This is a genomic window from Nocardia sp. NPDC041819 (assembly GCF_055590505.1).
The window spans coordinates 77,885-98,298 of record NZ_JBVJAP010000003.1 but is presented as its reverse complement, the minus strand read 5'-3'; the positions used below and the strand labels follow the sequence as shown (position 1 = coordinate 98,298).

1 protein-coding gene (cut by a window edge) is annotated in these 20,414 nt (G+C 70.5%); it reads left to right on the top strand.

Going from position 1 to position 20,414, the window contains the following annotated elements; genetic code table 11:
- On the top strand, positions 1 to 20,414 hold the end of the coding sequence (locus ACZ6DL_RS12375; protein WP_466050648.1) for a non-ribosomal peptide synthase/polyketide synthase. The gene continues 23,305 nt to the left of window position 1, outside the view; the window shows 20,414 of its 43,719 coding nt (coding positions 23,306–43,719); its start codon lies beyond the left edge, outside the window; it ends in the stop codon at positions 20,412 to 20,414.

The window sequence follows — 20,414 nt, the reverse complement described above, 5'->3', positions numbered from 1 at the left end:
GTCCGGATCTGACGAGTGACCGTTTCGTCGCCAACCCGTACGGTGAGCCCGGTGCGCGGATGTACCGCACGGGTGACCTGGTGGCCTGGACCGAGCACGGTGAACTGGAGTACCTGGGCCGCACCGACTTCCAGGTGAAGTTGCGTGGTCTGCGTATCGAGCTGGGTGAGATCGAGCAGGCGCTGACCGGCCTCGAGGAAGTCGCACAGGCGGTCGTCGTGGTGCGCTCGGACGCGCACGCGGGCGACCAGCTCGTCGCGTACGTCATCCCCGCTCCGGACGCCGCGCTGGACACCGACCTGGTCCGCGAGGACCTGGCGCGGCAGTTGCCCGCGTACATGGTGCCGTCGGTCGTGATCGTGCTCGACGAGTTCCCGCTCAACGCCTCCGGCAAGCTCGACCGCAAGGCCTTGCCCGCGCCGGTGTTCGAGGCCGCGGTGTTCCGCGCCCCCACCACGCCGGTCGAGGAGATCGTCGCCGCGACCTTCGCCGATGTGCTCGGCTTGGAGCGGGTCGGCCTGGACGACGACTTCTTCGCCCTCGGCGGCAACTCGCTGTCGGCTACCCAGGTCGCCGCGAGGCTGTCGGCCGCGCTGGACACCGACCTCGGCGTGCGCGAACTGTTCGAGGCGTCCACCGTGGTCGCGCTGGCGGCCCGCGCGGAGACCAAGGCGGGCGTGGGCGGCCGTGCGCCGCTGGCGCCGCAGCAGCGACCGGAGCTGGTTCCGCTGTCGCTGGCTCAGCAGCGCATGTGGTTCCTCAACCGCTTCGACCCCGACTCGGCGGTGGACAACATCCCGGCCGCGGTACGGCTGTCCGGCCTGCTCGACCGGCAGGCGTTGCAGATCGCCGTCGCCGACGTACTGGCCCGCCACGAGTCGCTGCGCACCTTCTACCCCGAGGTGGACGGCGCGGCGCACCAGCAGACCGTGGCCACCGCGAAGGTCATCCCCGACCTGACCCCGGTCGACGTCACCGAAGCCGAACTGCCCGAGCAGCTCGCGCGGCTGATCGGCACGGCCTTCGACGTCACCGCCGAGGTGCCGTTCCGCGCCCGGCTGTTCGAGATCAGCCCCACCGAGCACGTGCTCGCCCTGGTGGTGCACCACATCTCGGCCGACGGTTTCTCCATGGGCCCGCTGACCCGCGACGTGATGACCGCCTACGGCGCCCGCGTCGACGGCGGCGAGCCCGCCTGGCGTCCGCTGGAGGTGCAGTACGCCGACTTCGCGCTGTGGCAGCGCCAGGTGCTCGGCGCCGAGGACGACCCGCATTCGGTGATCTCCGAGCAGATCTCGTTCTGGTCGGACACCCTGCGCGGCCTGCCCGAGCAGCTGGACCTGCCCGCCGACCGGCCGCGCCCCGCGATCGCCTCCGGTCGCGGCGCCACGCACGTCTTCGAGATCGACGCCCAGACCCACGCCCAGCTGACCGAACTCGCCCGTACCAGGGGCGCGACGCTGTTCATGGTCGCGCACACCGCGCTGGCCGTGCTGCTGTCGCGGCTGTCCGGCGAGGACGACATCGCGATCGGCACGCCGGTCGCGGGTCGTGGCGAGCGCGCGCTCGACGACCTGATCGGCATGTTCGTCAACACCCTGGTGCTGCGGACCCCGATCGCGTCCGGTGCGACGTTCACCGAGCTGCTGCGTTCGGTGCGCGCCACCGACATCGCTGCGTTCGGGCACGCCGACCTGCCGTTCGAGCGGCTGGTGGAGATCCTGAACCCGGCGCGTTCGCAGGCGCGCCACCCGCTGTTCCAGGTGATGCTGTCGTTCCAGAACACCGGCCAGAACAGCCTGGAGCTGCCCGGTCTGACGGTGAGCGGTGTCGACCTGCCGATCGACGTCGCCAAGTTCGACCTGCAATTGGTGCTGTCCGAACGCGAGGCCGAAACCGCGAACGGCACCGGCGCGGGTATCGCCGCCGAGCTGATCTACGCCACCGACCTGTTCGACCCGGCCACCATGGCCGAGTTCGGCCGCCGCTTCGGCCGGTTGCTGAAGGCCGTCGCCGCCGAACCGGACCGGCCGATCGGCGACATCGCGCTACTGGACGAGCAGGAGACCGCGCAGGCGCTGCGCGGCTGGAACGACACCGCCCGCGACCTCGGCCCGGCGACCACGCTGGTCGAGGAGTTCGCCGCGCAGGCCGCGGCCACGCCGGACGCGGTCGCCGTGGTCGACCCGGCCACCGGAACGGTTCTGACCTACGCCGAATTCGCCGCCCGTGTGCGGCGGCTCGCGCGCCGCCTCATCGAGGCGGGCGTCGGCCCGGAGACGCTGGTCGCCCTGGGCATGCGCCGCTCGGTGGACCTGGTCGTGGCCGCCTACGCGGTGCACGCCGCGGGCGGCGGCTACGTGCCGCTGGACCTGGACCAGCCCGCCGACCGCGTGCACTACGTGCTCGACTCGGCCGACCCGGTCTGCGTGCTGACCACCGCCCGCGACGCGTTCGACGGCGCGGGCCGCGCGACGCTGAACATCGACGAGCTGGACCTGTCCGGCTACCCGGACGCACCCGTCACCGACGCCGAGCGCATCGCGCCGCTGCGCCCGCAGCACCCGGCGTACGTGATCTTCACCTCGGGTTCGACCGGACGTCCGAAGGGCGTCGCCGTGCCGCATTCGGCGGTCGTCAACCAGATCCGCTGGATCACGGGCGAATACGGCATCGGCGCCGACGACGTGGTGCTGTTCAAGACCCCCGCCACCTTCGACGTGTCGGTGTGGGAGCTGTTCGGCCCGCTGAGCACCGGCGGGCGCATCGTGGTTGCGAGCCCGGACGGGCACCGCGACCCGCAGTACCTCGCCGAGGTGATCGCGGCCGAGCGGGTCACCATGACCTCGTTCGTGCCGTCCATGCTGAGCGTCTTCGCGGCTGGTATCGACCCGGCCGACGCGGACGGGCTCGCCTCGTTGCGGACGCTGTTCGTCGCCGGTGAGGCGTTCACAGCCGACGCGGTCGTCGCCATCCGCCGCGTGAGCGACGCGGCGCTGTACAACCTGTACGGCCCCACCGAGTTCACGGTGCACGCCACTCACGGGCCGGTCGCCGACGAGGTGGACGGCGCTGTGCCGATCGGCCTTCCGGTGTGGAACGCACAGGCGTACGTGCTGGACGCGCGCCTGCGGCCGGTGCCGCCGAACGTCGCGGGCGAGCTGTACCTCGCGGGTGATCAGCTGGCGCGCGGTTACTTCGGTCGCGCGGATCTGACCGCCGACCGGTTCGTGGCCAACCCGTACGGGGAGCCCGGCGCGCGGATGTACCGCACCGGCGACCTGGTCACGCGGGACGCCACCGGCGCCATCGTGTACCTGGGCCGCACCGACTTCCAGGTGAAGCTGCGCGGTCTGCGCATCGAGCTCGGCGAGATCGAGACCGCGCTGACCGCCCACGAATCGGTCGCGCAGTCGGTCGCGCTGGTGCGCTCCGACGCGCGCACCGGCGATCAGCTGGTGGGCTATGTGGTGCCCGCGAACGGCGCCACGGTGGATGTCGAGGCGCTGCGCGCGCACCTGTCCGCGCACCTGCCGTCGTACATGGTGCCCGCCGCGATCGTCGTGCTCGACGCCATGCCGCTGAACCCGAACGGCAAGCTGGATCGGCGCGCGCTGCCCGAGCCCGTCTTCGAGGCACGGGAATTCCGCGCACCGTCGACTCCGGTGGAGGAGATCGTCGCCGATGTCTTCGCCGAGGTGCTCGGCCTGACGCAGGCCGCCGAACGTGCGGTCGGCCTGGACGACGACTTCTTCGAGCTGGGCGGCAACTCGCTGATCGCCACCCAGGTGGTGGCGCGTCTCGGCGCCGCGCTGGACACCCGGATCCCGGTCCGCACGCTGTTCGAGGCGCCGACCGTGGCCGCGCTGGCCGCGCGGGTGGAGACCCATCAGGGCACCGGCCGCCGCCGCGAACTGGTGGCGGGCCCGCGCCCGTCCAAGATCCCGCTGTCGCTGGCGCAGCAGCGGATGTGGTTCCTGAACCGCTTCGACAACCAGACCGCGGTGAACAACATCCCGCTCGCGGTCCGGCTCACCGGAACGCTGGACACCGAGGCGCTGCGCCAGGCCGTCGCCGACGTGGTCGACCGGCACGAGGTGCTGCGCACCGTCTACCCGGAGACCGCCGACGGCCAGGGCGTGCAGGTGGTGCTGCCCGCCGGGCACAACGCCATCGATCTCGCCCCGATCGAGGTGTCCGAGGCCGAGATCTCCGACCGGATCAGCGAACTGGTGCTGACCGGCTTCGACGTCACCGCCGAGGTCCCGGTGCGCGCCGCGCTGTTCCGCATCGCGGGCTCGATGGACGGCTCGCAGCCCGACACCCACGTGCTGGTGTTCGTGGTGCACCACATCTCCGGCGACGGCTGGTCGGTGCGTCCGCTGGCGCGCGACGTGATGGTGGCCTACTCCGCGCGTTCGCGCGGCGAGGCGCCCGCCTGGGCTCCGCTGCCGGTGCAGTACGCCGACTACGCGCTGTGGCAGCGCGAGACGCTGGGCGCCGAAGCCGATCCCGCGTCGCTGATCGCCCAGCAGGTCGCGTTCTGGTCCGACACCCTGGCCGGACTGCCGGATCAGCTGGACCTGCCGTCGGACCGCTCGCGTCCCGCGGTGGCGTCCAACCGCGGTGGCGTGTACGAGTTCTCGCTCGACGCGCAGCTGTTGCGCGAGCTGAACGCGCTGGCCCGCGCGAACGGCGCCAGCCTGTTCATGGTGGTGCACGCGGCGTTCGCCGCCCTGCTGGCCCGGTTGTCCGGCAGCGACGACATCGCCATCGGCACCGCGGTCGCGGGCCGCGGTGAAGCGGTGCTCGACGACGCGATCGGCATGTTCGTCAACACCCTGGTGCTGCGCAGCGCGGTCGATCCCGCGAAACCGTTCACCGAACTGCTGGCGCGCACCAAGGACACCGACCTCGCGGCGTTCGCGCACGCGGACCTGCCGTTCGAGCGGCTGGTGGAGATCCTGAACCCGGCGCGCTCGCAGGCACGCCACCCGCTGTTCCAGGTGATGCTGTCGTTCCAGAACACCGGGGAGGCCACCTTCGAGCTGCCCGGCCTGGAAGTGGCCGGTGTTCCGCTGGACGTGGTGACCGCGAAGTTCGACCTGCACCTCAACCTGGCCGACCGGTTCGACGCCGCGGGCGCCGCCGACGGCATGACCGCTGAATTCGCCTACGCGACCGACATGTTCGACGCCGACACCATCGCCGGTGTCGCGTCGCGGCTGGTGCGGATGCTGACCGCGATCGCCGCGGACGCGTCGGTGACCATCGGCGACGTCGAGCTGCTCGACAGCGTCGAGCGCACCGAGGTGCTGGAGCGGTGGAACGACACGGCGCATCCGGTGGACCCGGCGGCCACGCTGGTGTCGATGTTCGCCGCGCAGCTGGCGCGGACCCCGGACGCGCCGGCGGTGACGTTCGAGGGGACGACTCTGTCCTACGCCGAGTTCGCCGGCCGGGTGAACCGCTTGGCTCGGCACTTGATCTCGCTGGGTGTCGGCCCGGATTCGATGGTCGCGCTGGGCATGCGCCGCTCGGTCGACCTGGTGGTCGGCATGTACGCGGTGAGCGTCGCCGGTGGCGCGTATGTGCCGCTGGACCCGGACCACCCGGCCGACCGCACCCGCTACGTGCTCGACACCGCGCAGCCGGTGTGTGTGCTCACCACCTCGCGCGACGGTTTCGACGCGGGCACGACCCCGGCTGTCGAGATCGATGTGGTCTCGCTGGCGGGGTACTCCGACGAGCCGCTGATCGACGCCGATCGCCGCGCGCCGTTGCGTCCGTCGAACACCGCGTACGTGATCTTCACCTCCGGTTCGACCGGCCGCCCGAAGGGTGTCGCGGTCTCACACGCCGCGATCGTCAACCGCCTGGTGTGGATGCAGGACGAGTACGGCCTGGATGACACCGACGTGGTGTTGCAGAAGACCCCGGCCACCTTCGACGTGTCGGTATGGGAATTCTTCTGGCCCCTGCAGGTCGGCGCCCGCCTCGTGGTGGCAAAGCCCGACGGTCATCGCGACCCTGGCTACCTCGTGCAGGTCATCACCGGCGAGCAGGTCACCACGGCGCACTTCGTGCCGTCGATGCTGTCGGTGTTCGTGGCCGAGGAACGCGCCGATGAATGCACCAGCCTGCGCAATGTCTTCGCCTCCGGTGAGGCGCTGCCCGCCGCCACCGCGCAGCGGATGCAGGAACTCACCGGCGCGCGGTTGCACAACCTGTACGGACCGACCGAGGCCGCGGTCGACGTCACCTTCCACGAGGTGACCGAGGCCGACACGGTGTCGGTGCCGATCGGCGCCCCGGTGTTCAACACGCAGGTGTACGTGCTGGATTCGCGGCTGCACCCGGTGCCGGTGGGCGTCGCGGGTGAGCTGTACCTCGCGGGCGTGCAACTGGCCCGCGGCTATGTCGCGCGTCCGGATCTGACCTCCGACCGCTTCGTGGCCAACCCGTTCGGCGAGTCCGAGCGGATGTACCGCACCGGCGACCTGGTGACCTGGACCGACAAGGGCGAGCTGGAGTACCTGGGCCGCACCGACTTCCAGGTGAAGCTGCGCGGTCTGCGCATCGAGCTCGGCGAGATCGAGTCGGCGCTCACGGCCCTGGAATCGATTGCCCAGGCCGTCGTCGTGGTGCGCTCGGACGATCGGCTCGGCGACCAGCTGGTCGCGTACGTCATCGCGACCGCCGGTCGTTCGGTGGACATCGAGGGCGTGCGCGCGGAACTCGGCGGCGAGCTGCCCGCCTACATGGTGCCCTCGGCGTTCGTCGTGCTGGATGAGTTCCCGCTGAACGCCTCCGGCAAGCTGGATCGCAAGGCGCTTCCCGCGCCGGTGTTCGAGGCCAAGGTGTTCCGCGCCCCGTCCACCCCGATCGAGGAGATCGTGGCGGGCACCTTCGCCGACGTGCTCGGCGTCGCGCGGGTCGGCCTGGACGACGACTTCTTCGAACTCGGCGGCAACTCGCTGCTGGCCACCCAGGTGACCGCGCGGCTGGGCGCCGCGCTGGACACCAAGCTCGCGGTGCGCGATCTGTTCGAGGCGTCCACCGTCCAGGCGCTGGCTACCCGGGTGGAGCACAACGCCGGGTCCGGCCGGGACCGGCCGCGCCTGGAGGCGGGCGAACGCCCGGCGCGCATCCCGCTGTCGCCCGCTCAGCAGCGGTACTGGTTCCTCAACCAGTTCGACACGGCCACCTCGGCGGTGGACAACATCCCGCTGGCCGTCCGGCTGTCCGGCACGCTGGAGGTGGCCGCGCTGGAGCAGGCCATCGGTGACGTGTTCGCCCGCCACGAGGTGCTGCGCACCACCTACCCGCGCTCGGCGGACGGGCCGCACCAGGTGATCCGCCCGGCGGACCGGTCGGCGGCGGCGCTCACCCCGATCGACGTGGCCGAGGAGGATCTGCTCGGCGCGGTCATCGGCTTCGCGCTGACCACCTTCGATGTCACCGTCGAGGTGCCGTTGGCGGTGGCGCTGTTCCGTATCGCGGACAATGACCATGTACTGGCGTTCACCGTGCACCACGTCGCGGCCGACGGTTCGTCGATGGGCCCGCTGGCCCGTGACGTGATGGCCGCCTACGTGGCCCGCGTGCAGGGCGAGGCGCCGCAGTGGCAGCCGCTTCCGGTGCAGTACGCCGACTACGCGCTGTGGCAGCGCGCGGTGCTCGGATCCGAGGACGATCCGGAATCGCTGGCCGCCCGTCAGGTGGCGTACTGGACCACGGCGCTGGCCGACCTGCCCGATCAGCTGGAGCTGCCCGCCGACCGGCCGCGCCCGCCCGCGCAGTCGTTCCAGGGCAAGGCGATCCGCTTCGAGATAGACCCGCAGCGGCACGCTCGCCTGCACGAGCTGGCGCGCGCGCACAACGCGTCGCTGTTCATGGTGGTGCACGCGGCGCTGGCGGTGCTGCTGTCGCGGCTGTCGGGCACCGACGACATCGCCGTCGGCACCCCGATCGCCGGTCGTGGCGAACGCGAACTCGACGACCTGATCGGCATGTTCGTCAACACCCTGGTGTTCCGCACCCGGGTGCGGCCGGCCGAGCGCTTCGCCGATCTGCTCGGCGACGTGAAGGAACGCGACCTGGAGGCGTTCGCCAACGCCGACGTGCCGTTCGAGCGTCTCGTCGAGGTGCTCAACCCGGTGCGCTCCACCGCGCGCAACCCGCTGTTCCAGGTGGGCCTGTCGTTCCAGAACCTGGCCGAGACCACCTTCGAGCTGCCCGGGCTCACCGTGAGCGCGGTCAACTTCGACTCGCAGCTGGCCAAGACCGACCTGCACGTCACGCTCTACGACCGGTACGCCGAGGACGGGACGCCCGCCGAGATCATCACCGAATTCGGTTACGCCACCGACCTGTTCGACGAGAACACGGTGCAGGGCTTCGCCGACCGGTTCCTGCGGGTGCTCGACGCCGTGCTGACCGACGCCACCGTGCGGGTGGGCGAGATCGATCTGCTCGCGTCCGAGGAGAGCGAGCGCATCCTCACGGCCTGGAACGCCACCGAATACGATCTCGACGCTCTGCTCGCGGCGCGTTCGGCGGGCTCCACGCGCACCGCGACGCTGGTCTCGCTGCTGGACGCCACGGTGGCGGCGACGCCCGCGGCCGTGGCGCTGGTCGCCGACGAGCCGACCGGCCGCAGGGAGCTGACCTACGCCGGGCTGGACGCGCGGGTCAACCGCCTGGCCCGGTACCTGATCGGCCGTGGCGTCGGCCCGGAGGACCGCGTCGCGCTGGCCATCCGCCGCTCCACCGATCTGGTTGTCGCGATGTACGCGGTCGCGAAGGCCGGTGCCGCGTACGTGCCGATCGACCCCGACCAGCCCGCGGAGCGGACCGATTACATCCTCGGCACCGCCGCGCCGGTCTGCGTGCTGACCACCGGCCGGGACGGCTTCCACACCGCCGCGGCCGACGTCGTGCCGATCGACACGCTCGACCTCACCGAGTACACGGCCGCTCCGGTGACCGCCGACGAGCGCACCGGTGCGCTGACCCCGGCGAACACCGCGTACGTGATCTTCACCTCGGGTTCGACCGGCCAGCCGAAGGGCGTCGCGGTCCCGCACGCCGCGATCGTCAACCAGTTGCAGTGGGAGACATCCGTCTTCGAGCTGGGCGCCGAGGACGCGGTGCTGCTGAAGACGGCGGCGACCTTCGACCTCTCGGTCTGGGAGTTCTGGTCGGCCGCGGTTTCCGGTGGCCGCCTGGTGATCTCGGCCGCCGACGGGCACCGCGATCCGGCCTACCTGAACGGGCTGATGCGCGCCACCGGCGTCACTACCCTGCATGTGGTGCCGTCCATGCTGGACGCGTTGCTCACCGAATCCGGTGGCCGCCTGTCGGACTCGCTGCGCCGGGTGCTGGCCATCGGTGAGGCGCTGCCCGCCGCCACCGCCCAGCGGTTGCGCAGGCACAACGCCGCCGAACTGCACAACCTCTACGGTCCGACCGAGGCGGCGGTGTCGATTACCAGCCACCTGGTCACCGATGCCGACGAGGCGTCGGTGTCGATCGGCGCGCCGGAGTGGAACAGCCGGGTCTACGTGCTCGACTCCCGCCTGCGGCCGGTGCCGGTCGGGGTCTCGGGTGAGCTGTATCTGGCCGGTGCGCAGCTGGCGCGCGGCTACTTCGGCCGTCCCGATCTGACCGCCGACCGGTTCGTCGCCGACCCGTTCGGCGCGTCGGGCGACCGGATGTACCGCACCGGCGACCTGGTGGCCTGGAACGCCACCGGCGAGCTGGACTACCGGGGTCGCACCGACTTCCAGGTGAAGATCCGCGGTTTCCGCATCGAACTCGGCGAGATCGAGGCCGCGCTGCTGCGGCAGGACGCGGTGAGCGCGGCGGCCGTCGTCGCGCACAACGATCCGAGCATCGGCGACCGGCTGGTCGCCTATGTGGTGCCCCGGACGGGCGCGCTGGACAAGCGCGCGCTGCACTCCGCGCTGTCGGCCGAGCTGCCGTCGTACATGGTGCCGTCGATGCTGATCGAGCTGGACGCGTTGCCGCTCAACGCCAACGGCAAACTGGACCGCAAGGCGCTGCCGCGGCCCACCTTCGAGAAGGCGGTGTTCCGCGCGCCGGTCACGCCGATCGAGCAGATCGTGGCGAACACCTTTGCCGAAGTGCTGCGGATCTCCGATCGCGACGGTGAGTCCAAGCGGCTCGGCCTGGACGACGACTTCTTCGCCTGGGGCGGCAACTCGCTGCTGGCCACGCAGGTCGCCGCCCGGCTGGGCGAGGCGCTCGACACCCGGGTGCCGGTGCGTCTGCTGTTCGAGGCGTCCACCGTGGCCGCGCTGGCGGTGCGGGTGGAGCAGCACGCCGACATGGGCGGTCGCCGCGCACTGACCGCGGGCCCGCGGCCGGAGCATATTCCGCTGTCGCTGGCGCAGCAGCGCATGTGGTTCCTCAACCGGTTCGACACCGCCTCGGCGGCCTACAACGTGCCGATCGCGGTGCGGCTGTCGGGCGCGCTGGACGTGGCCGCGCTGCGTGCCGCCATCGCGGACCTGGTGAGCCGCCACGAGATCCTGCGGACGGTCTACCCGCAGACCGAGGCGGGCCCGGTGCAGGTCATCCTGCCGCCCGCCCAGGCCGTGCCGCGCCTGGAGGTGCGGGTGGTCGCGCCGTCGCAGATCGAGTCCGCCGTGGTGGCGCTGACCTCGACGATCTTCGACGTCACCACCGAGGTGCCGATGAAGGTCGCGCTGTTCCAGATCGCCGGAGAGGGCACGCAGGCCGGGCCGGACGGTTCGGTGGACTACGTGCTGGCCATGGTGGTGCACCACATCTCCGGTGACGGCTCCTCGGTCGGCCCGCTGACCAGGGACCTGATGATCGCCTACGCCGCGCGCGCGGCGGGCGAGGCGCCGAACTGGGCGCCGCTGGAGGTTCAGTACGCGGACTACAGCATCTGGCAGCGTGAACTGCTCGGTGACGAGGACGATCCGGAATCGCTGGCCGCCAAGCAGGTCGCCTACTGGCGCGAGGCGCTGGCCGAGCTGCCCGATCAGCTGGACCTGCCTTCGGACCGACCGCGTCCGGCGGTGCAGTCCTTCGCGGGCGGCAAGGTCGAGCTGCGGGTGGACGCGCAGACCCACCAGGCGCTCATCGAGCTGGCCCGTACGGAGGGCGCGACGCTGTTCATGGTCGTGCACACCGCGCTGGCCGTGCTGCTGGCCCGCTTGTCGGGCACCGACGACATCGCGATCGGCACGCCGATGGCGGGTCGTGGCGAAGCCGCGCTCGACGACCTGATCGGCATGTTCGTCAACACCCTGGTGTTCCGCACCCGGGTCGAGGCGGGCGAGGCGTTCACCGACCTGCTGGCCCGTCAGCGCGAGACCGACATCCAGGCGTTCGCCAACGCCGACGTGCCGTTCGAGCGCCTGGTCGAGGTGCTCAACCCGGTGCGTTCGACCGCCCGGCACCCGCTGTTCCAGGTGGGTCTGTCGTTCCAGAACCTGGCGCAGTCCGCGCTGGAACTGCCCGGCCTGAGCGTGTCCGGCCTGGACATCGACACCGAGCTGTCCCAGTTCGACCTGCACCTCATCGCGACCGACCGCTACGACGACGCGGGCGCTCCCGAGGGCATCACCGGGTTCTTCACCTACGCGACCGACATGTTCGATCGCGCGACGGTGCAGGGCTTCGTGGACCGGTTCGCGCGCCTGCTCGGCGAGATCGTCGCCGCCCCGCGCACTCCGGTCGGCGACCTCGAACTGCTCGACGCCACCGAGCGGACCCAGCTGCTCACCGCGCGCAACGCGACCGAGCAGGCGGTGGACACCTCGGCCACGCTGGTGTCCCTGCTGGACGCCACGGTGGCGGCCGGGCCGAAGGAAGTCGCGCTCGTCACCGAGGACGGCGAGTCGATCACCTACGGCGCGCTCGACGCTCGGGTGAACCGCGTTGCGCGGCATCTGATCTCGCTGGGTGTTGGTCCGGAGTCGAGGGTTGCTCTGGCGTTGCGCCGGTCGGTCGATTTGATCGTGGCGATGTACGCGGTGGCGAAGTCCGGTGGTGCGTATGTGCCGGTGGATCCGGATCAGGCTGCTGAGCGGACGAGTTACATCCTGGAGACGGCGGCACCGGTCTGTGTGTTGACCAATGCCGACGCCGAATTCAGCACCGATGTGGCCGATGTGGTGCGCATCGATGAGCTGGATTTGTCGGGTGTGGATGCCACCCCGATCACGGATGCTGATCGGGTCGCGCCGTTGCGTCCGGAGAACACGGCGTATGTGATTTTCACGTCTGGTTCGACGGGTCGCCCGAAGGGTGTGGCTGTTCCGCACGGCGCTATCGCGAATCAGTTGCAGTGGAAGAGTGTCGAGTTCGGTCTCGATGCGGCTGATGCGATTTTGTTGAAGACGGCGGCGACGTTCGACTTGTCGGTGTGGGAGTTCTGGTCGGCCGCGGTGTGCGGTGGTCGCCTGGTGATCGCTTCACCGGATGGTCATCGCGACCCGGCGTATCTGAACGAGTTGATGGCACGCGAGTGGGTCACCACGTTGCATGTGGTGCCGTCGATGCTGGACGCGCTGCTGACGGCCGGTATGCCGAACTCGCTGTGGCGGGTGCTGGCGATCGGTGAGGCTCTGCCGGGTTCGGTGGCGCAGCGGTTCCTGCGGGAGAACCCGCGCACGGAACTGTTCAACCTCTACGGTCCGACCGAGGCGGCGGTGTCCATCACCAGCCACCGCGTCACCCTCGCCGACGAGACCTCCGTGTCGATCGGTGCGCCCGAATGGAACAGCCGGGTCTACGTCCTCGACGGCCGCTTGCGGCCCGTGCCCGACGGCGTCTCCGGTGAGTTGTACCTCGCGGGTGCGCAGTTGGCGCGTGGTTACTTCGGTCGCGCCGATCTCACGGCGGACCGGTTCGTGGCCAACCCGTTCGAGTCGGGAACCCGGATGTATCGCACGGGTGACCTGGTCGCCTGGAACGGTCGCGGTGAACTCGAGTACATGGGTCGTACGGATTTCCAGGTGAAGATTCGTGGTTTCCGTATCGAGTTGGGTGAGATCGAGGCGGCGTTGTTGGCGTTGCCGGAGGTCGCGCAGGCGGCGGTGGTCGCGAAGTCGGATCCGAAGACCGGTGACCGGCTGGTGGCCTACCTGGTGGGCAGCGAAGCCGAAGCCGGTGTCGATGTGGCTCAGGTGAAGTCGGAACTGTCGGCCGGATTGCCGTCGTACATGGTGCCCTCGGCGTTCGTGGTGCTGGATGCTTTGCCGTTGAACGTCAACGGCAAGCTGGATCGCAAGGCGTTGCCGGAGCCGGAGTTCGAGGTTCAGGCCTTCCGTGCACCGTCGACTCCGATCGAGGAGATCGTGGCGTCGGTGTATGCCGAGGTGCTGGGCGTCGAGCGTGTCGGTGCCGATGACGATTTCTTCGCCCTGGGTGGTAACTCGTTGCTGGCGACGCAGGTCGCGGCGCGTATCGGTGCGGCGTTGGACGCTCGTGTCCCGGTGCGCGTGTTGTTCGAGGCCTCCACCGTGGCCGGACTCGCCGCCAAGGCCGAGCAGCACGCGGGCGCCGGTGGCCGTCGCGAGCTGGTGGCCGGTCCGCGTCCGGAGCGGATTCCGCTGTCGCTGGCGCAGCAGCGCATGTGGTTCCTCAACCAGTTCGACACCGCCTCGGCGGTGAACAACATCCCGGTGGCCGTGCGGCTCACCGGCGAACTGGACGTCGAAGCGCTGCAACTGGCGGTCGGGGATGTGGTGAGCAGGCACGAGACGCTGCGCACCGTCTACCCCGAACAGGACGGCACCGCGCATCAGGTGATCGTGCCCGCCGAACGGGCCGTGCCGAACCTGACGCCGGAAGCGGTCTCGCCCGGGGACATCCGGCACCGGATCATCGAGGTGATCTCCGCCGGATTCGACGTGACCACCGAGGTTCCGTTGCGGGCCAAGCTGTTCCGCGTCACGGACGCGGAATCCGACACGTCGTACGTTCTCGTGTTCGTCGCGCACCACATCAGCGCGGACGGCTGGTCGATGGGTCCGCTGACCCGCGACGTGATGCTGGCCTACGCGGCCCGCTCGGCCGGGGTGGAACCGGGCTGGGCGCCGCTGCCGGTGCAGTACGCCGACTTCAGCCTGTGGCAGCGCGACGTGCTCGGCTCCGAGACCGACCCCGACAGCCTGATCTCGCAGCAGGCCGAATACTGGCGCACCGCGCTGGCCGGGCTGCCCGACGAGCTCAACCTGCCCGCCGACCGGCCGCGTCCGACGACGCAGTCGTTCGCCGGTGGACGCGTGGTGTTCCCGATCTCCGGCGAGCTGCACCGCATGCTCACCGAGATCGCCAGACAGCAGAACGCGACGCTGTTCATGGTCGTGCACGCCGCGCTCGCGCTGTTCCTCGCGCGGATGTCCGGCACCGACGACATCGCCGTCGGCACGCCCATCGCGGGCCGTGGCGAAGCCGAACTCGACGACGTGATCGGCATGTTCGTCAATACCCTGGTGCTGCGCTCGCACGTGGACGGTGACCTCACCTTCGACCAGTTCCTGACCCGCACCAAGGACGCCGATCTCCAGGCGTTCGCGCACGCGGACCTGCCCTTCGAGCGGCTGGTGGAACTGCTCAATCCCGAGCGTTCCACCGCCCGGCACCCGCTGTTCCAGGTGGCGCTGTCGTTCGAGAACCTGCCCGAGAGCAGCTTCGAGCTGCCCGGACTGCACGTGGGCGCGGTCGATTTCGACGTCGACACCGCCAAGTTCGACCTGTCGCTGACCATCCGCGAGGCGGGGGAGAACCCCGACGACGCGGGCATGTACGCGGAGTTCTCCTTCGCGCGCGACCTGTTCGACGACGAGACGGTACGGGTGTTCGCCGAGCGCTTCACCAGGCTGCTCACCGCGATCACCACTGATCGCGAGACCCCGATCGGTGATCTGCCGCTGCTGGACACGGCCGAGTTCCACCTGCTCACGCACGTGCAGGGCGAGGATGTCATGGCCACCGGCCTGCTGCCCGACCTGCTGCAGTACGGCGCGCGGCTGGACCCGGAGCAGATCGCGGTGCGCTACCAGGGCCGCTCGATCACCTACCGCGAACTGGACGAGTACTCCTCGCGCCTGGCGCGGGTGCTCATCTCGCGCGGTGTGGGACCGGAGCGCATCGTGGCGCTGTCGTTCCCGCGCTCCTACGAGATGGTCGCCGCGTTCTGGGCGGTGGCGAAGGCCGGCGGCGCGCACGTGCCGGTGGACCCGACCTACCCCGAAGACCGCATGCGGCACATGGTCAACGACTCCGGCGCCGTCATCGGCATCACCGCGAGCGAGTACGTCGACCGGCTGCCGCGCGACGTGGAGTGGCTGCGGATCGACGACCCGGCTCTCGATGAGCTGATCGAAGATCAGTCCGCCGAACAGGTCACCGACGCCGACCGGATCTCCTCGCTGGCCATGCGCCACCCGGCGTACGTCATCTACACCTCCGGTTCGACCGGTATGCCCAAGGGCGTCACCGTGACCCACGCGGGCATGGGTGGACTGGTCGGTGTCGCGGCGGATCTGTACCAGCTGGAATCGCACCACCGGTTCCTGCACATCTGCTCGCCGAGCTTCGACCCGTCGGTGCTCGAATGGCTGTGCGCCGCCTACACCGGCGCGACGCTGGTCGTCGTGCCGTCGACCATCATCGGCGGTCCGGATCTGGCGGAGCTGCTGCGCACCGAGCGGGTGAGCCACACGATCATCACCCCGGCGGTGCTGGGCACGGTCGATCCGGAAGGCATGGAGGCGCTCGAGGTGGCGTCGGTCGGCGGTGACGTCACCACGCCGGAACTGCTGGCCAAGTGGTGGCCGGGCCGCAAGTACTTCAACGCCTACGGCCCGACCGAGACGACGATCATCTCGTCCTACGCCCAGCTCACCCCGGGCAGGCACATCACCATCGGCCGTCCGGTGCGCGGCATGTCCGCGCTGGTGCTGGACAACCGGCTCAACCCGGTTCCCCCCGGCGTCGCGGGCGAGCTGTACCTGGCCGGTGGCGCGCTGGCGCGCGGCTACCACAACCGCCCCGACCTCACCGCGGAACGGTTCGTCGCCAACCCGTGGAGCGACGAGGGCGCGCGGATGTACCGCACCGGTGACGTGGTGCGCTGGTTCGCCGAACCCGGTGAGCGGGCGGGCAACGCCGCGCTGCCGTCGGTGCGCTGGGAGCTGGACTACGTGGGCCGCTCGGACTTCCAGGTGAAGATCCGCGGCTTCCGCATCGAGCTCGGCGAGATCGACACCGTGCTGGCGAGCCACGAAGACGTCGAGTACGCGATCACGATCGGCCGCAAGACCGAGGCGGGCGCGACGATTCTGGTGTCCTACGTGCTGGCCGCGCCCGGTCGCGAGATCGACACTGCCCGGTTGAGCGAGTACGCCTCGCACACCCTGCCGCCGCACATGGTGCCGACGGCGATCGTGGTGATCGACGAGATCCCGCTGACCCCGGTCGGCAAGCTGGACCGCAAGGCGCTGCCCGAGCCGGAGCTGGCCCCGCGCGAATTCCGCGCGCCGGCCAGCGAGGTCGAGGCCGTCATCGCCGAGGTGTTCGCCGAGGTGCTCGGCGTCGAGCAGATCGGCTTGGACGACTCGTTCTTCGCGCTCGGCGGCGACAGCATCCTGTCCATTCAGCTGGTCTCCCGGGCGAAGGCGCGCGGTGTGCAGTTCACCCCGCGTGACGTGTTCGAGCGGCGCACCGTGGCCTCGCTGGCCGAGATCGCCGCGCTCGGCGCGGGCACCGAGCAGGTGAAACTGGAGGAGCTGCCCGGCGGCGGTGTCGGCGAGATCCCGCTGACCCCGATCATGCGGCAGATCCTCGCGAGCGGCTCGTCGTACCAGCGGTTCTCGCAGACCATGGCGCTGCGGCTGCCCGACGGCATCGACCGGGAGACCCTGGTCGCCACCATCGCGGCCGTGTTCGACCACCACGACGTGCTCCGGTCGCGGCTGCGCCGGACCGGCACGGACTGGACGTTCGAGGCGCTGCCGCACGGCGCGGTGGACGTCGACGCGCTGGTGCACCGCGTGGATCTGGCCGCCGACGCCGACGAGGCGGAGCTGGCGCGGGTCGCCACCGAAGCGCTCGACGGGGCGATGGGCGGGCTCGATCCGGCGAATGCCGCGATGGCGCAGTTCGTCTGGTTCGCCTTCGAAGGCGAGCGGCGCGATGTGCTGCTCATCGTCGCGCACCACTTCGTGGTCGACGGCGTGTCCTGGCGCATCCTGATCCCGGATCTGGCGGTCGCCTGGTCGCAGCTGGTCGCCGGTCAGTCGGTGACGCTGCCCGCCAACGGCACCTCGATGCGGCGCTGGGCGCACAGCCTGGTCGAGGCGGCGAGCTCGCCGGAGCGGGTCGCGGAACTGCCGTTCTGGCAGCAGGTCTCGGCCACCCCGGACCCGCTGCTGGGCGAGCGTCCGTTCGACCCGGCGGTGGACACGTTCGCCACCGTCGAGCGGGTCGAGGTCACCGTGCCCGCCGAGGTCACCGACGCGGTGCTCACCGCGATCCCGGGTCTGTACCGGGGCGGTGTGAACGACGGGCTGCTCTCGGCGCTTGCCATGGCCGTCGCCCGCTGGCGCGGTGATGGTTCGGATGCGGCGCTGATCAAGCTCGAGGGCCACGGCCGCGAGGAGGACGTGGTGCCGGGCGCGGACCTGTCGCGCACCGTCGGCTGGTTCACCTCGGCCTACCCGGTCCGGCTCGATCTGTCCGGCGCCGACCTCACCGACGCGTTCGCCGGTGGCGCCGCGCTCGGCGAGATCGTGAAGTCGATCAAGGAGCAGTTGCTCGCGGTGCCCGACAAGGGCCTCGGCTACGGCCTGCTGCGGCAGCTGAATCCGGAGACCGCGGCGGGTCTGGGATCGTCCGGGCAGATCAGCTTCAACTACCTGGGCCGGATGTCGGCCGGGGAGATCCCCGAGCAACTCGCCGAGATCGGCTGGGTGCCGGTGGCCGACCTGGGTCAGCTGGATGTCGACATGGACCTCGACATGCCCGCCAACGCGACGATCGATATCAACGCGATCGTCACCGACTCCGACGAGGGGCCCAGCCTGGGCGCGTCGTTCGCCTTCCCGACCGGCCTGCTGACCCGGGAACGGGTGCGGGAGTTCGCCGAGCTGTGGGTCGAGGCGCTCACCGCGCTGGCCACGCATGCCCGCCGGCCGGACGCGGGTGGCTACACGCCGTCGGACATGCCGCTGGTGCGGGTGGGTCAGCAGGACATCGAGCAGTGGGAACGGACCTACCCGGCGCTGACCGAGGTGTGGCCGCTCTCGCCGCTTCAGTCGGGTCTGCTGTTCCACGCGATGATGACCCAATCCACCGTGGACGTGTACACCATGCAGGCCGTGGTGGACCTGGGCGGCGCGCTGGACGTGGCACGGCTGCGGGCTGCGGCTCAGGGCATCGTCGACCGGTACCCGAACCTGCGCACCGCGTTCGTCACCGACAACGACGGACAGGCCGTGCAGGTGGTGCTGGATCGGGTCGAGGCGCCATGGCGCGAAGTGGATCTCACCGATCTGCCCGCCGACGAGCGGACCGCGGAGCTGCGCAGGCAGGTCGCGGCCGAGCAGGCGACGCACTTCGACATGGCCGTCCCGCCGCTGATCCGGTTCACGCTGCTGCGCAGCGACTCCGCGCAATGGCACCTGGCCATCACCACCCACCACATCCTGCTGGACGGCTGGTCGATGCCGCTGCTGATGCGGGACCTGCTGGTGCTGTACGCGGTGCGCGGCGACCAGACCGCCTTGCCTCGGGTGGCCTCCTACCGCAACTTCCTCGGCTGGCTGGCCGGGCGTGACCGGGACGCCTCGCTGCGCGCCTGGTCGGCGGCGCTGGAGGGCGTCAACGAACCCACCCAGCTCGCTCCGCAGCCGCGCGCCGCGGAGAACTACGAGATCGGCAAGGTGGTCACCGAACTCGACGCCGACCGCACCCGCCGGATCACCAAGCACGCCGCCGAACTCGGTGTCACGGTGAACACGCTGGTGCAGGCCGCCTGGGGCATCCTGCTCGGACGTCTCACCGGACGCGGCGACGTGGTGTTCGGCGCGACGGTGTCCGGCCGCCCGGCCGAGTTGCCCGGTGTCGAGTCGATGGTGGGTCTGTTCATCAACACGCTGCCGGTGCGGCTGCGCATCGATGACCGCCAGACCATCGGCGAACTGCTGGCCCGGCTGCAGGGCGACCAGGCCGGTCTGCTCGAGCACCACTACGTGGGGCTCACCGACATCCAGCGGGTGGCTGGCACCGGGTCGCTGTTCGACACGCTGCTGGTGTTCGAGTCGTATCCGATGGACAAGGAGGCGATCTCGGCCGCCAGCTCGATCGACGGCATGTCGGTGACCGGTGTCGGCGTCAACGACGCCACGCACTACCCGATGACGCTGCTGGTGATCGCGGAGTCCACCATCGAGCTGACGCTGAAGTACCTGGGCAGCCGGTTCACCGCCGAAGAGGTCGAGACCCTCGCCGAGCGGCTGGTGCGGGTGCTGGAGGCGCTACTCGGTGATCCGGACGCGCTGGTCGGCGACATCGACATCCTGGACGAAGGCGAACGGGCGCGGCTGCTGGCCGAATCCGGCATCACCGCAACGGCGTCCACGCCGGAGCCGGTCGGCCGGGTCGGGGCGCGCACGGTGGCCAAGGTGCTCGCCGAGGTCGTGGAAGAGGACCCCGAAGCGCCCGCGCTGCTGGCCGGCGACGACGAGGTCGCCTACCACGTGCTGGATCGGCGCTCCTCCCAGCTGGCCCGGGTGCTCATCGATCGCGGTGCCGGACCGGGCGACGTCGTCGCGGTGACGCTGCCGCGTTCGGTGGACGCGGTGGTCGCGGCCTGGGCGGTCCAGAAGGCCGGTGCGGCATGCCTGTTCGCGGGCGATCTCACCGCCGAGCAGCTGACCGCGGCGGGCGCCGGATTCGGACTCACCGCGGAACCGGTGGCCGACAGCGACATCCGCTGGGTGGCGCTCGCCGACGCCCAGGTGCGCCAGGACATCGCCGAGGCGGCCGCGCATCCGGTCTCCTACGCCGACCGGGTCCGCCCGCTCGGCGAGGAACACCCGGCCTTCGTCGTCGCCACGGCGGACGGGGCGGTCGCGATCACCCAGTCCGACGCGCTCGACGAAGCCGAACGGTTGCGCGAGGAACACGAGATCGACTTCGAGTCGACCACGTACACCACCGCGCTCTCCGGCCGCCCCGCGGTCCTGGAGTTCCTGACCTCCGCCACCGCGGGCGCCCTGTCCGTCGTCCCGACCGGCGACCTCGACACCGACCTCACCGACGGCGAGGTCACCCACTGGTTCGCGGGCCCGGACGAATCGACCGACGCGGCCGGTGCCGAGATCACCATCGTGATCGCGGAGTAG